The organism is Arthrobacter sp. 49Tsu3.1M3, from assembly GCF_900168135.1.
Classification (GTDB): Bacteria; Actinomycetota; Actinomycetes; order Actinomycetales; family Micrococcaceae; genus Arthrobacter.
The window spans coordinates 57,129-71,385 of record NZ_FUZD01000013.1 but is presented as its reverse complement, the minus strand read 5'-3'; the positions used below and the strand labels follow the sequence as shown (position 1 = coordinate 71,385).

General features: G+C 65.7%; 11 protein-coding genes. 2 read left to right on the top strand and 9 right to left on the bottom strand.

Annotation, left to right across the window (positions count from 1 at the left end; translation table 11 throughout):
- Positions 1-34 precede the first annotated feature (34 nt).
- From B5X90_RS14185 to B5X90_RS14155, 7 genes are all read right to left on the bottom strand, one after another.
- Positions 35-1,510 (bottom strand): NAD-dependent succinate-semialdehyde dehydrogenase, encoded by a 1,476-nt coding sequence (locus B5X90_RS14185; RefSeq protein ID WP_079554105.1) that lies wholly within the window; start codon positions 1,508-1,510, stop codon positions 35-37.
- 19 nt (positions 1,511-1,529) lie between these two features.
- Entirely contained in the window at positions 1,530-2,780 is a 1,251-nt protein-coding gene (locus B5X90_RS14180) for an iron-containing alcohol dehydrogenase (RefSeq protein WP_079554103.1), read from the bottom strand.
- A 167-nt stretch (positions 2,781-2,947) separates the two neighbouring features.
- Positions 2,948-4,840 (bottom strand): helix-turn-helix domain-containing protein, encoded by a 1,893-nt coding sequence (locus B5X90_RS14175; RefSeq protein ID WP_179129152.1) that lies wholly within the window; start codon positions 4,838-4,840, stop codon positions 2,948-2,950.
- 163 nt (positions 4,841-5,003) lie between these two features.
- Positions 5,004-6,107 (bottom strand): oxidoreductase, encoded by a 1,104-nt coding sequence (locus tag B5X90_RS14170; protein WP_079554099.1) that lies wholly within the window; start codon positions 6,105-6,107, stop codon positions 5,004-5,006.
- Positions 6,108-6,366: 259 nt separating this feature from the next.
- A complete protein-coding gene (locus tag B5X90_RS14165) occupies positions 6,367-7,539 on the bottom strand; it encodes a low temperature requirement protein A (RefSeq protein ID WP_079554097.1) in 1,173 nt (390 codons plus the stop codon).
- Positions 7,540-7,775: 236 nt separating this feature from the next.
- Positions 7,776-8,867 (bottom strand): glycerophosphodiester phosphodiesterase family protein, encoded by a 1,092-nt coding sequence (locus tag B5X90_RS14160; protein WP_079554095.1) that lies wholly within the window; start codon positions 8,865-8,867, stop codon positions 7,776-7,778.
- A gap of 209 nt (positions 8,868-9,076) precedes the next feature.
- Positions 9,077-9,574, bottom strand: a complete 498-nt coding sequence (locus B5X90_RS14155) for an SRPBCC family protein (RefSeq protein WP_256860237.1) — start codon at positions 9,572-9,574, stop codon at positions 9,077-9,079.
- A gap of 377 nt (positions 9,575-9,951) precedes the next feature.
- Between B5X90_RS14155 and B5X90_RS14150 the strand changes: the two genes are divergently transcribed.
- Positions 9,952-10,332 (top strand): VOC family protein, encoded by a 381-nt coding sequence (locus B5X90_RS14150; RefSeq protein ID WP_079554093.1) that lies wholly within the window; start codon positions 9,952-9,954, stop codon positions 10,330-10,332.
- Positions 10,333-10,528: 196 nt separating this feature from the next.
- Here B5X90_RS14150 and B5X90_RS14145 read toward each other — a convergent pair whose 3' ends face one another.
- A complete protein-coding gene (locus B5X90_RS14145; protein WP_079554091.1) occupies positions 10,529-11,422 on the bottom strand; it encodes a potassium channel family protein in 894 nt (297 codons plus the stop codon).
- Between the two features lie 302 nt (positions 11,423-11,724).
- Between B5X90_RS14145 and B5X90_RS14140 the strand changes: the two genes are divergently transcribed.
- Positions 11,725-12,336 carry a DUF4352 domain-containing protein gene (locus tag B5X90_RS14140; protein ID WP_143264759.1) on the top strand — a complete coding sequence of 204 codons (612 nt, stop codon included), beginning with the start codon at positions 11,725-11,727 and terminating at the stop codon, positions 12,334-12,336.
- A gap of 168 nt (positions 12,337-12,504) precedes the next feature.
- Here B5X90_RS14140 and B5X90_RS14135 read toward each other — a convergent pair whose 3' ends face one another.
- Positions 12,505-14,205 (bottom strand): alpha-amylase family glycosyl hydrolase, encoded by a 1,701-nt coding sequence (locus B5X90_RS14135; protein WP_079554087.1) that lies wholly within the window; start codon positions 14,203-14,205, stop codon positions 12,505-12,507.
- Positions 14,206-14,257: the final 52 nt, after the last annotated feature.

The window sequence follows — 14,257 nt, the reverse complement described above, 5'->3', positions numbered from 1 at the left end:
TTTCTTTCGGATGGAAACGAAGGGAGCGTCAGCGCTACCAGTCGAGGGCGATGTACTTGGTTTCGGTGAAGTCCAGCAGGCCCTGGTGGGCACCTTCGCGGCCGAGGCCGCTCTGCTTGACGCCGCCGAACGGCGCTGCCGGGTCGGACACGAGTCCCCGGTTGAGGGCCACCATGCCGCTTTCGATGCGTTCGGAGACCCTGAGTCCGCGGCGAAGGTCCTCGGTGAACACGTAGGCTGCGAGGCCGTACTCGGAATCGTTGGCGGCTGCGATGACTTCCCCTTCGGTGTCGAAGGGGATGACCGAGGCCACCGGTCCGAAGATTTCCTCACTGACCATGCGGGCCTGCAGCGGCACGTTGGTCACGACAGTGGGCGGGTAGTAGTACCCGGCGCCGTCGATGGCCTGTCCGCCGGCCAGGAGCCGGGCGCCTTGGCTGATCGCGTCCCGGACCAGCGAGTCGACTTTGCGGACGCTGGCCTCGTCCACCAGGGGACCGACCTCGGTGTTCGCGTCGGTGCCCGGGCCCACGCGCATGGCGCCCATGCGCTCGGCCAGCCGGCGGGCGAACTCGTCGTGGATGCCGCGCTGGACGTAGATCCGGTTGGCGGCGGTGCAGGCCTGGCCGCCGTTGCGCATCTTGGCAATCATGGCGCCGTCGAGGGCCAAATCGAGGTCCGCGTCATCGAACACCAGGAAGGGAGCGTTGCCGCCGAGTTCCATGGAGCACTTGAGTACGTTGTCGGCTGCCTGCCGCAACAGGTGGCGTCCGACGCTGGTGGAACCGGTGAAGGACAGCTTGCGGACCCGGGGGTCGGCAAGGATCGGGGTCATGACGTCGCTGGTCTTGCTCGTGGTGATGATGTTGACCACGCCGGCCGGGACGCCGGCGTCGATCATGAGCTGGGCGATCGCCAGGGTGGTCAGCGGCGTGAGGGTGGCGGGCTTCAGCACGGCGGTGCAGCCGGCAGCCAGGGCCGGTGCCAGCTTCCGGGTGGCCATGGCCGCCGGGAAGTTCCACGGGGTGATCAGGACGCAGACGCCGATGGGCATGTGCTGGACCAGGATCCGGTTGGAGCCCGACGGCGACACGGACACGTCGCCGATGATCCGGACCGCTTCTTCGGCGTACCAGCGGAAGAATTCGGCGGCGTATGCCACTTCTCCGCGGGCGTCGGCCAGGGCCTTGCCGTTTTCGAGGGAGATGAGGTGGGCGATCTGCTCGCTGCGCTCGGTCATCAGCTCGAAGCAGCGGCTCAGGATTTCGGCGCGACGTCGCGGGGGCGTCGCGGCCCACTCCGGGAGGGCTGCTGCTGCGGCGTCGACGGCGGCGAGGCCGTCCTCGACGTCCGCGTCGGCGATGTCGGTGATAACCGAAGCGTGGGAGGGGTTGATCACCTCGACGGTGTTGCCGCTGCTGGCATCCTGCCAGTTCCCGGCGATCAGCAGCTGGCGGGGCACCGCCAGCCCGTCGACGTCGAGCGGTTCAGAGGTTGAAAGGAGAGTCATCAGTGGTCCTTATTGCTGATTAGCGGATCGTGCGGTCGCCGGCGTAGGCGGCGTGAACGATGGAGGTGACGGCGTCGAGATCAAGCGGCACAGGGTTGTTGTCGATGAGCCGCTTGGAGTTCAACGACAGCTTGGCGATCTGGTCGAGATCGCTTTCCTGCACACCAAGGGCCTGCAGCGTGGGCGGCAGCTCGATGGCCGCGATGACCTCGTCGATTGCCTCGACGCCTGCGACGGCGGCGGCGCGCTCGTCGAGCCCGCGGATATCGCGCCCCAGTGCCTCTGCGATCTGCGCCAGCTGCGGCTGGATCGCCTGGAAGTTGTGGCGGACGACGTAGGGGAGCAGGAGGCCGACGCCCACCCCGTGCGGGGTGTGGGTGAGTGCGCCTACCGGGTACTGGATGGCGTGTGCCGCGGCGGTTCCGGCGTTGCTGAGGACCACACCGCCGTAGAGTGCCGCGAGCATCATCCCGCCACGGGCCTCGGTGTTTTCCGGGTCCTTGTAGGCGGTGACCAGGCTGCGACCCACCAGTCCGATGCCGTTCAACGCAATTGAGTCCGTCAGGATGTTCTTGCCGACGAAGACCCGTTCCGAGGCCAGGGTGGAGGTGGGCTCCCGGGTGACGGCTGTGAAGGACTCCACCAGGTGCACGAAGGTATCGGCACCGGTGGCGGCCGTCAGGGACGGCGGGCAGGAGTAGGTGAGCTCGGGATCGCACACCGCGGCGAACGGGATGATGTGGGGGCTGGAGATGCCCATCTTCATGCCCAGGTCAGGATCGGAGACGACGGCGATTGCGGTCGCTTCGGACCCTGTGCCCGCCGTGGTGGGCAGTGCGATGACCGGCTTGGTGGGGCCGGGAACGGCGAATTCGCCGTAGTAGTCGCTCGGCTTGCCGCCGTGGGTGAGCAACACGGACACGACCTTCGCCATGTCCATGCAGCTGCCGCCGCCAAAACCGATGATGACGTCGATCTCCTGGCCGTCGAGCTCCTCGACGCAGGCCAGGATCCCCGGCACCGGAAGCTCGGCCTGGGTGTCGCCGTAAACCCGCACGGTCAAGTTCTTGTCCTCGAGGCTACGGACCAGGGCCTGAAGTTCCTCTGAGACGGCCAGCCGCGGATCGGTGCAGACCAGAACGTTGGTCCCGAATTCGGCTGCGATATTGGCGACGGCGAAGCGCTGCTGGGCGCCGACGACGACGCTCCGCGGCAGGCGGAGGACGCCGAAAGTTGCGGGACGGATACCCGCTGCATGCGCACACGACATTGTGAATAACTCCTAGAGATGGGATGGGCGGCTCCCCAAAGGTGCCGCAGATCTCAGCATTCCAGAGCTACGTGACCCTCACCATGTGGATTGATGCCACATATCGCCCCTGCGCATGTGTGCCGATGCCATGCCCCCTCGAACTTGTGGCAAGCAGGCGCGGTAGATCAGGTTCCGGCGGAGCTGACGCCGGCTGTTTTCATGCGCCATAAGCGCAGCGCCACTTGGACGTCAAGGGAACGGCTTCCCCGGCGCCAGGAGGCACCGATCAGGGCGTCGATCCTGTCCAGCCGTTGCCGCAGGGTGTTGGGGTGGATGTGGAGGGAATCGGCGGTTTCCTGGGCGGCGCCGCCGTTTTCGTGGAACGTCCACGCCGTGAGGACCAGCTGCGTTCCCCGCCGCTCGTCGTAGCCCAGAAGTGGCCCCAGCTGTGCAGTGAGAAGCTGTCCGGCGAACGGGCTGTCCATCGCTCCGAGCAACATTCCGGCGGTACCCAGGGCGGCCCGGTCCGCTGCCTCGCCGTGGCGCGAGAGGGCCTGCAGTGCACGGAGGACGGCGTGGGCTTCGGTGTGCGCGGCGGCCAGCCGGGCAAATCCGGTGACTTGCTCGGACGTCCCGACGGTGGCGGTGATGCGGCGTCGTGTCAGTTCGTCGATGACGGACTGGCCGGTCCGGCCGGCGCCGCCTGCTTCGTTCGGGTTGTCGTGCCGTTCCACGGGTTCGATGATGCACAAGTGTGATTCGTGCAGGGCGATGATTCCCGGAGCGCCCTCGGACCGGTGCCTGAGTATGGAGAGTGCCCGCTGGCGCTGGTCGTCGGGGACCCCCACCACGCGCACCACGAGCTGGAGGTGGTTTGCCAGGCCGAACTGCCCGGCCCTGCGGGCAAGTGCGGCGGCGTTTTCGGCGCGGGGGCTGAGCAGGTCATCGATGAGTTCGAGCTGCAGCCGGTATTGGGCGTCCTGGAAGGTGCGTTCCAGCAGCAGGGACACACTGAGCACCAGGGCGCTGCGTTCCAGGACCGCGAGCCGGGCCGGGCTGAGTTGCTCGGCGACGATGAGGGAGGCGAGGTGCTGGTCGCCTGCGACGGCGGACATGACGGTGTACAACTTGCCCTTGATTGCAAAGCGCACGGCCGCCCTTTTGGCCGCAGATTCTTCGGCGGCGCTCAGGGCCGGGAGGCTCCCGAAGTCTGCGTCCGCTGCGAGGTCCGCCAGCGGCTCGCCCATGGGAGAGACTAAGAAGACTTCAGTGCCCAGGGACTCGGCCAGCAGGTTGAGCAGGTACGGAAGGCTGCCGGTTGAGGCCAGGGTTTCCATGAGCCGCCGGTCTAGGCTCGAGAGCTCCTCCAGGGCCCGCGTGTGGGCCAGATTCTGCTGCTGTGCCTGGTCCAGCCGGGCGAGGGCATTGGCCATTTCACTGAAGTAGCGGGCGTTTTCCAGCGCGACGGCCGCGTGCGTACCAATGGATTCCATCAAGGCGACGTCGTCACTGCTGAATTGGTGCGCATGCCTGTCGGCGACCAGGAGCGCGCCGATGACTTTCCCTTCTGCACGAAGGGGGACACCCATGATTGCCCGGACGCCCTCGGCTGCCACCGCGGTGTCGCTTGACTCCAGATGTGATTTGGTCTCGTCCATCAGGTAGTCGGCGCTCTGGGCTGGCGCCTCGCCGGTCGCGACGGCGCCGAGCACGCCCTCGCCGAGGGGCATGCGGATGTTGCGGAAGAGAGCGGTGGTTGCGCCGTCGGTCACCCGGACGTAGGACTCGCCGGTGTCGTAGTCGTTCAGGCTCAGGTAGGCGATGTCGCTGCCGATCAGTGACCGGGTGCGACGGACGATGGCCTTGAGCACTGCCTCGACGTCACGTATGCCGGTCAGGTCGGTGGCCGTGTCGTACAGGACGCGCAGCAGGCCCTCCCGGCGGGTCGCCTCCCACAGCCGGGTGTTCAGCCGCCGTGCCGCGGCCGCCGTGGACTGGTCAATGGCCCCGGCTTCCAGCCAGGCGGACAGCGTGGTTTCCAGATCAGCCGCGGAAACGCCATGGTCAAGCATGGCCATGAGTTGGCCGGCATCCTTGGTCTCGGCTGACGGGACTCCACCGCTACGAACGGCAGAACTGTCATCGGCACCCATGAACCTAATGCTAGTAGGTGAGGGTGGTCCCAGGCCGGGGACGCCGGGCGGGCGATCTCCGCCCGGCCTGTCCCCTGCAATTGCACCGTTATGCGGGCAGTTCCAGCTCCCAGTCCTTGACGTCAGCGACCGGAGCGAACAGGCTGCCGTCGAGCTCATCGAGCGCCCGGTTGTTCCGGACGCGGTGCGGCCAGTCCCGGGTGGCCAAGGCGGCCTTGCCCAAAGCGACGACGTCGGCGGCGCCGTCCCGAAGCAGGGACACGGCCGTTTCCGGGTCGTCGAGGTTGCCGTTGGCGATGACCGTTACTCCGGAGTGCCGCTTGGCCAGAGTTGCCAGGGACTCCGGGCCGCCCTCGAACGCCGGAGCGGCGGCCCTGTATTCGGTGGTGTGGATGAAGTCGATGCCGGTGGCCCCGAGGGCGGCAAAGATGACCTTTGCTTCCTCCGCGCCTCCGCTCCACCGGTGGTCGTTGTCGCTGACCTTGCCCTGGGAGATACGGATCCCCACGGTCATGTCCGGGCCGACGGCCTCGCGGACCGCCTGGCAGATCTCCGCGGCGAAACGCACCCTGTTTTCGGGGGAGCCGCCATAGTTGTCGGTCCTCTTGTTCAGGTAGTCGGTGAGGAACTGGTCGAGGAGGTAGCCGTTGGCGCCGTGAATCTCGACGCCGTCGAATCCCGCGTCCTTGGCGTGCAGCGCTGCGGTGACGAATCCCTGCCGGACCTCGTCCATTTGGGCAGCGGTGATTTCCGAAGGAACCGGGAAGGGCCCTTCTCCACGGTAGAAAGCCAGCTGCTCGCCCTTGGGGGCGATGGCCGACGGACCCACCGAGGACTCCACGAACCGGTTGCCCTGGGCCTGTGCCCCGGCATGCATGAGCTGGGCGAATATCCGCGCGCCGGCGGCATGGACGCGCTCGACCACCTTGATCCAGGACCGTGCCTGTTCCGCGGTGGCGATGCCCGGCTGGAACAGGTAGCCCTGGCTGTAGCTGGTGTCCGGATAGATGCCCTCGGTGATCAGCAGACCGAAGCCTCCCCGGGCAAACCCCTCGTAGTAGGAGGCCATTCTCTCCGTTGCATGTCCGTCCTCGCTTGCACTCACTCGCGTCATGGGCGCCAAAGCGACTCGATTGGCCAGTGTGGTGGAACCGATCTGAACAGCTGACCAGAGCGGGGTGAAATCGGGCATGTATGGCTCCTTTAAGGTTGTCTAATGCAGGGGAGCCAGTCCGCATCCGGACCTGCTCCCGTGAGTGCCAACGACACATGGCGTGGGGATATTTCCCGCGTGGCGTCTCGCCGGCTGCTGGCCGCCTGTGCCGCCGCCGCCAGCTCCCGGCCGAACCTGACAGCGGCGGGCCGGCAGCCCCGCGCGTCAGAGCCGGCTGCAATGGCCTGCTGGGGTTCGAGGAGGGGTCCAGCTGTGTCCCGGCAAACGAGGCCCCGGATCACAGCCGTCCAAAGCTCCGTTGCGCCCGGCGGCGGCGGTTCGCGGCGTCGGAAAATGCCACGCCGATGAGGGGAAGAACGGCCCCTATAGCGGCAACGAAGGCCGGGAGGAGAAGGCTCAAGTTTGCAAGGACGGCCAAAGCTCCGATGCCGGCGAGATCAGATGGTTGGCGGTGGCCCAGTACCCGTCGAATAAAAAAGCCCCGCCCGGCAAGGAAAAGAGCCGGCCCACCAAAAAGAAACAGGACGGTGGCCAGATCGGGGCGGGCGGTCGGATCAGTGATCACGAGCTGATCACCAACTGCCACCAGGATCAGGCCCGCCAGTAACACCACCAAGGTGTTGCCAGCCAAAATACCGGGCCGGAACTGATCGTCGACAGAAGCAAGCTTCTCCAGAACCTCCTCCTCGAGGCCGTGGAAATAGCACCACCAGATCGCGACGCTTCCGGCCAAACTTACGGTCCCGGTCAGAAGTATCAAGGGGTCCTCCAGATTGCCCGCTATCGCCAGGCCGGTTGAAAAGATTGTCTCGCCGAGCGCGATCAGGTAGAACAACCCGAACCGCTCAAAGATCCTCTCTCCCGGGAGCGGGACCCGGCTTCCTTCGGTCTTCCGGCCCGGCAACCGGTGCGCCAGCATGTGGCCGCCCAGATCGATCGCGGCAGCGACACCCCAGAGCATCAACCGGGGCCCCGGACCGAAGAAGGCGCCGGCAATCCAAAACGGCGCGCTCATACACCCCCAGATGAGCGTGCGCACGAAATGGTTGTGGGTGGTCCGGTCAAGTCCGACAGTGAGGATCCACGCACCTCGGCCCAGTTGGACCAGGAGATAGGTCGCAGCAAAGAGCCAGCCGAAGGCGCCAAACGCCGAGCCGATTGAGGCGTTCATGAACAGTGTGACAAGCATGACCATCAGCAGCATCCACTGCACCTCAAGCCGCGAAGTGTCCAGCAATGTCGCCGTCCAGGTGGTGTACACCCACACCTTATAGACCGCAAGAAGAAGCACAAATGTCTCTCCGGCTCCCACCCATGAGGGATTCTCCAGCAAATAATGGGACAGCTGGGATAGCGCGAAGACAAACACCAGATCGAAGAATAGCTCAAGGCGCGTAACCCGGTCGCCGGAGGCGGCCCCGGAACGCATCAGCGACCTGGCACGGAACATCAGTGTCCTCCACGGGGCTTCAGGAGCAGGCGGACGCCCCTCCTGTTGTCGAAAAGACTGACGACGGTCAGCGGAGAAGTCAAGGGTGGTTTCGCCGGAGACGTCTTATCGACTGAGCGATCGCGGCGACGGACGGCCCGGACGGAACCGGCCCCCGCCTTCAAGGCGGGAGCCGGTTTCAGCGTACCCACGAGAGTGCTGAACGCGGGTCCGTGGATATCGTGGATATCAGTGCATCAGCCCTTGGCCGAGTACGCCTTGGGGAGCTTCAGGCCCCGCTCTTCCATGACGGTGCGCAGACGGGTGGGGTAATCGCTGATGATGCCGTCCACGCCGAGGTCCATCAGCCGGTTCATGTCCGCCGTGGTGTTGACGGTCCAGGGGATGACCGGCAGGCCCAGCTCGTGGGCTTCCTTGATCATGGTCGGGGTCACGGAACTGAAGGTGGGCGAGATGACGTCGTAGCCCTGGGCTGCCGCTGCCTTGGCAAGGGATCCGCCATAGGTGTCGATGTCGATCCCGCCGAGGTTGGGGCTGGCGCCGGGCTTGCCGACCTCGAGCCAGGCGTCGCCGCTGGACAAGGCGACGAGCGGCAGCTGCGGGGCGATCTTCTTGGTCAGGTTCAGCGACGACCAGTCGAACGACTGCACGGTGCTCCGCCCGGCCATCCCGGCGGTGTAGATCTCCGTGACCACGGCCTTGGTCAGGGCCACCATGCCCTCACCGCCGGACTTCCCGTCCTCCACCTTGGTTTCGATGTTAAAGCGGACCTTCTTGGCGTCGGCGTCGCGCACCAACTGGAAGACGTCTTTGAGCTCGGCAATCCGGTTGCCCTCGATGACGTCCTGCTCCGGGAACCCCTTCAACTGGGTGAACCCGCAGTCCAGGGTCTTGATCTGCGCGAGCGACAATTCGGCGACCCGGTCACCGACATACGGGAAAGCGGCGTCGCCGGGTGTCACCGGCGCGGTGTCGCGGCACTTGTCCGCCTGGATGGTGTCGTCATGCCAGACGATCACCTTGCCGTCGGTGGTCAGGTGGGTGTCCAGCTCCAGCGTGGACACACCGAGCTTCAGCGAGTTGGCAAACGCCGCCAGCGATTCCTCGGTCCACTCGCCGCGGCCTCCGCGGTGCGCCTGCAGGTCAAAGGAGCCGTTGCTCTCGTTGGTCTTGATGGCCGTTGTTGTCTCTGCGGCGGCCGTTCCGGCAGTCGTTGCGGCAGCGTTCGACGACGGCGAGCCGGCTTCGCGGTTTGAAGCGGCGACGGCGGGGCTCGCCAGCGAGGCGATGAGCGCGGCAGCGGCCACGGCTGTCAGGGGTGTGCGCATGGTGATGGTTCCTCCCGGGTGACGTTGCCGGCGTCGTACCGGCGACCCGACCACCGTAGGGAGGTGAGATGGACTGTTGTGTTCCGGGAACTGGACCTGGGGTGAACACGAGGAAACCGCGCCGGGCGACGGGCCCGGAGACGCGAAAAACCGTTCGTATTCCGGACAGATCATGACCCTGCAGAAACTTGGCAGCGGGTCAGGGCTCCTCAGGAGCCGCCACCCAAGACCGCCTGCAATTTCTCGAACGACTCGGTCCAGCCGTTGCGGTGCAGGGCCAGCCGCTCCTCCGTCAGGAACGGCCCCTGCGCGAGCACCAGGCGCGTGCCTTCGCCCGTACTTCCGAGTGAAAGGTCGACGACGGTCTCCCGGTCGTCCGGCGCCGGTTCCTCCCAGCGGAAGGTGTACACCAGACGCCACGGAGGATCGATCTCCAGGAACTCGCCTGAGAGGTGGAACGGTTCGCCTTCCGGTGGGGTCATGCTGAACCGGTAGCGGCCGCCTTCGGTGAGGTTGAGTTCGGCTGACGGGATGATGAAGCCCTGCGGACCCCACCACTTCATGAGTTCGGCTGATTCCGTCAGCATCCTGAAGACTTCTTCCGAGCGAGCGGCGAGCGTGCACTCCAGGTTCAGGACGAGCCCGCCAGTTTCCTCATTTCCGGCGGCCTCGTTCCCCGTTGCTTCGTTCCCAATTGCCTCATCCACAGTTCAACTCTGGCATCGTGCGGCCACTGGCGGAAGTGGACCGGGCCGGCCGCGGCCCGTCACGCCGCAGGCGTCAGCAGCTTGCCTTCCGTCACGGCCTGTTGGAACGGCGCTTTGCAGCTCCCTGTTCGACGAGCGTCCTTTCAGCCCAATGCCAGTCACCCCTGTTTCCGCAAGACCAAACCGGTCCATAATGACCACATAAACTTCGGGGGCCCTTCGCGCTGGTGATGGGTGGCGCGGCGTTGGAGAGTCCTAGGTGGCTGCCCCGGCTCGGCGCAAAGGGGCGGTCACGGGCTCCGGACAAGGATTCCGGGGGCCGAAACGGGGGGAGCCACGCCATCGTTGCGGTCATCTACGCGTTGAAGGGAATCATCATGCTCACGGATTCAAACATCATCGCTGTCCTCCCCGCGAAGGACATCAACAGGGCGAAGGAGTTCTACCGGGACAAGCTGGGAATCGAACCCTCCGAATCCATGGAGGAAGGCAGCGTGATGTACAGCTGCGGCCAGGGAACCCGCTTCCTCATGTACCAGACAGAGAATGCCGGGACCGCCAAGAACACCCAGATGGGCTGGGAAACGGACAACCTCGAACGCGAGATGGAGGAACTGCGAAGCCGCGGCGTCGTCTTTGAAGATTACGACTTTCCCGGCCTGAAGACGGAGAACGGCGTCGCCACCGCTGACTGGGGGAAGGCAGCCTGGTTCCTGGACAGCGAGGACAACATCATCAACATCTCCCAGCGCGCGTAGGCCGGAGTCGGGCACCGATCAACGGCGCAAAGCATCGCTGGGGGCAACGAGGCCGGAAAGAACCGGCTCCCGCCACCAAGGCGGGAGCCGGTTTCAGCGTGGCTACCAGGGCTGGCCGGCCTCGAGCCAGACGTCGCCGCTGGACAGGCTAAAGAGCGGTCAGCACGGCAGGTACGCGGCAGCGGCTACCCGCAGGCTAGTTCTTGTCCGGTTCCCCCGGCCGCCGGTGCCGGTGGTGCAGCTCGTAGCTGTCGAACACATCGGAAGATGTGGCTCCGGCATGGCCGAATTTGCCTCGGAGGACCTCCGCGAGTCCGTCCAGCGCCGCGTGGAGCATCCGTCCGGCGAACTGTAGTTCAGGGCTCTCGCTGCGCTGCGCTTGGGATGCCAGCTCCTGGGCGTAGGCCACGGTGGCGGGTAGGGAGCCGCGCTGCTCAATTTCACGGAAGTAGTAGGTTTCATGGAACGCAAGCAGGTCTATGCTCACCGTAGCCACGTTTCCGGCAATGGCCTCCAAAAGGCCGGCAGCGTGACTGGGGTCCATGGCCGATACACCTGCCGGACCTGCAGCCTCCCTGAAGAGCGTCAGCTGGTGGGCAAGGGCCCGGCGGCGGTTCAGGGCCGGGAAAGTCTGCAGGATCCACGTGACCGTTGCTGTTAGCAAGCCGAAACCGGTGACGGCCTCGAGGGCAACAACCAGCCGGAGCAGTGATTCCGTTGCCACGATATCGCCAAACCCCACGGTGGAAAGCGTGACCATGGAGATGTAGAGGGCTTCGGCAAAGTCGGCCCGCAGCGGAACCCCGGCTCCGTAAACAAAACCGTCCGTCAGATGGGGCAGGTAGAGCAGAGCCCAGCCGATGGCCGCCAAGCTTGCCCAGGCACCAATGACAGCGGCCATCGCCAAGGGTGCCGCGATGAACGAGCCCCGGCCCCGCAGTCTTCTCGATACAAGCCAGAATCCGCGCATGATCGCCCTGCCCAGGGGGCCGGAACCGTGCGGATAAAGGAGTGTACGAAAGACGTCGACGAGCATCAGCAGGACCAGCCCGGCTCCCAAGACCGTCCAGAGCGTGTCCTCGAAGTCCATGCCTCATCTTATGGGCGGCACTATTTGAGGAGCAGCCGAACGGTCTGGGGAACTGGGCCGCAGGATAGTCCCCGGTGGGCGGGTTTACCCAGCTGTGCGCAGAACTCGCCGAAGCAAATTGGGGCTACTTTGAGCGCCCTGCGTCCTGTCCAGATCAATTGATGCCCATCCACAGCCTTAGCATCAATATTCCCCATGTCTGGAGCCGTAACGATGGGGTGCGACCCAGACGCATTCCACGGCCTGTCGCACCCCGCATATACTCTTGGCGAATCACGCTCGTTCTATCTGGGGGATAACTCTTGAAGTCTTCACTCGTTGGCGCCTTGGCGCTTATTCCGCTTGCGCTCGTCGGCTGTGGCGCATCCCAAACCAGCCCTGCCGCCCCGACCGTCGAGCCGGCGGCAAGTAGCGCATCGGCATCAGCAACGGATACCACGGCGCAGGCCGCGTCCGAAAAATCCGTCCGCGGCAACATCGTCAAGGTTCCCGGCCAAGGCGCATCGGTCACCGACAAAGACAAGACTGTCGCCACCTTCGTTATCAACTCGATTCAAGTTGATCCGGCTTGCACGAACAAGTACGCGCAGCCGTCCGAAAACGGCCACTTCGTTGCGCTAGATGTCTCAATGGAAACAATGCCCGAACTGGCCAATTCAGTTAACCCGCAGTTTGGGCTCGCAGGTTATGCGTGGAAGGCCATAGCCGAAAACGGGACGACCTTCAACGGTGACGTCCAAACTGCCAGCGCTTACATGTGCCTGAACGACACGGAAAAGTTCCCCTCGGCCCTGGGGCCAGCAGAAAAGGCCACAGGGAAAATCATCCTCGATGTACCCACGGCGACAGGGGTCCTCGTGCACAAGCAGGGTTTCATGGCTGCCGGCTGGGAATGGGTATACCCCGCCAAGTAGCCTGCATCCAGCAAGGAAGGCCCCAGTTAGTCCTACGAGACTGGCTGGGGCCTCATGTTTCTCGGAGCCCATTACGGGGGATACAGCAATGATCCCGTGCCCGCGACAGAGGCATCCTAAGTTCGCCGACGCTATAAAAATCTGGGCAACCAGCCGCAACGGGCCGCATCAGTTCCTCAGCACCCAGGCCGCGTTATTCGGCTGCAGCCAGCCGTCCTGTTCCAGCGGCGCGGCGCTGAGCAGCACCGTTCCGGGTGGCAGCTTCGCAGGTTCGGTGCCCATCGCGACAGCGACGAGGAAATGCTCGTTGCGTTCGCAGATGAGCAGGTTGCCGGCCTCGACCCGCCAGCTGCCGCCGTCGTCCGCATTGAACACCTCGTTTTTCCACAATTGCCGGCGCAGCTCCAGGGCAGCCTTGGTCAGGTTCAGGGCGGATGCGGCGTCCTGCTCCTGACGTTCGACGGCGTGGATTCCCCAGTCTGCCGGCAGCGGGAGCCACGGCCACACGGCAGGTTCACCGAGCGAGAAGCCGTGGTTCGCCGCCGCGTTCTCGGTCCAGGGCAGCGGGACGCGGGCGCCGTCGCGGCAGACGCCGCCGCGGGCCCACATCGGATCCACCCGGGCCTCGACGGGGACGTCGACCTCGGGCAGCCCGAGCTCCTGGCCCTGGTAGATGTACGCGGCGCCGGGGAGTCCGAGCAGGGCCACGAGGGCCGCCCGCGCCCGGATAGCGCCCAGCTCGCCGCCGCCGAAGCGGGTGACGGAACGGACGATGTCGTGGTTCTCCAACGCCCAGGTGGGGGCGGCGCCATGAAGCTGCCGGGCGGACTCGAGTTCGTTGCCGACGGCGGCCCACGCCTCCGGGTCCCAGCCGAGCTTCACGAAGGAGAACGCGAAGGCCTGCTGCATCTCGTCGGCGCGGGTGTAGCGGGCGGCGCGGGCCGGTTCCAGGTTGACCTCGCCCACCAGCAGCCGGTGCGGCTCGTACTTCTCCGCGAGGGTGCGCCAGCGGCGGTAGACCTCGTGGACGTCCTCCTGGTCCGAGACCTGCGGGTTGGACCGCAGCCCGTCCACCACCCCGCCCATGGAGGGCGAGTCCGGCAGCCCGTCGGCCTTGAACAGCGCGTGCGCGACGTCGATGCGCAGCCCGTCCACGCCCTTGTCGAACCAGAAGCGCAGAACGCCGTCGAAGTAATCGCCGACGGCGGGGTTGCGCCAGTTCCAGTCCGGCTGTCCGGCCGAGAACAGGTGCAGGTACCAGTCCGGATCCGTCGCCGAGCCCGGGTTGGCGCGGCTCCAGGCCCGGCCGCCGAAGACGCTCTGCCAGTTGTTCGGCGGGACGTCGTTGGCTGAAGCGGTTGAGCCGCCCTCTGCGGTGTTCGACGCAGCGCCAGCGCCGCCGTCGTCGTCGGACATGCCCACCGGTCCCGGCACAAAGTGGAACATGTCCCGTTCCGGCGAACCCGGGCCGGCCGCGAGGGCCGCCTGGAACAGCGGGTGCTCCGAGGAGCAGTGGTTGGGGACGACGTCGAGCAGGATCCGCAGTCCCAGCGCGTGGGCCTTCTCCAAGAGTGACTCGAACTGTTCCATGGTGCCGAACAGCGGGTCCACGCCGCAGTAGTCGGTGACGTCGTAGCCCTGGTCCACCTGCGGGGAGGGCTGGAACGGGGTCATCCAGATGCCGTCGACGCCGAGGGCGGCGATGTACGGCAGCCGGGCGATGAGCCCGGCGAGGTCGCCCACGCCGTCGCCGTCGCCGTCGGCGAAGGAGCGCGGGTAGACCTCGTAAATGACGGCGGACTGCCACCACTCGGGGGCGGGCGCCAGAGCGGTTTCCTCGACCGGGCCCACCGGCGGCACAGAGCTCATTTGCTCGCGCCTGCGGTGAGGCCTTCGACGATCCGCCGCTGGAAGATCAGCA

Bases quoted from the DNA above. Each gene is read 5' to 3' on its own strand.
- B5X90_RS14170 (WP_079554099.1), bottom strand. From the start codon at position 6,107: ATGCCCGATTTCACCCCGCTCTGGTCAGCTGTTCAGATCGGTTCCACC.
- B5X90_RS14165 (WP_079554097.1), bottom strand. From the start codon at position 7,539: ATGTTCCGTGCCAGGTCGCTGATGCGTTCCGGGGCCGCCTCCGGCGAC.
- B5X90_RS14175 (WP_179129152.1), bottom strand. From the start codon at position 4,840: ATGGCCATGCTTGACCATGGCGTTTCCGCGGCTGATCTGGAAACCACG.
- B5X90_RS14160 (WP_079554095.1), bottom strand. From the start codon at position 8,867: ATGCGCACACCCCTGACAGCCGTGGCCGCTGCCGCGCTCATCGCCTCG.
- B5X90_RS14150 (WP_079554093.1), top strand. From the start codon at position 9,952: ATGCTCACGGATTCAAACATCATCGCTGTCCTCCCCGCGAAGGACATC.
- B5X90_RS14145 (WP_079554091.1), bottom strand. From the start codon at position 11,422: ATGGACTTCGAGGACACGCTCTGGACGGTCTTGGGAGCCGGGCTGGTC.
- B5X90_RS14135 (WP_079554087.1), bottom strand. From the start codon at position 14,205: ATGAGCTCTGTGCCGCCGGTGGGCCCGGTCGAGGAAACCGCTCTGGCG.
- B5X90_RS14185 (WP_079554105.1), bottom strand. From the start codon at position 1,510: ATGACTCTCCTTTCAACCTCTGAACCGCTCGACGTCGACGGGCTGGCG.
- B5X90_RS14180 (WP_079554103.1), bottom strand. From the start codon at position 2,780: ATGTCGTGTGCGCATGCAGCGGGTATCCGTCCCGCAACTTTCGGCGTC.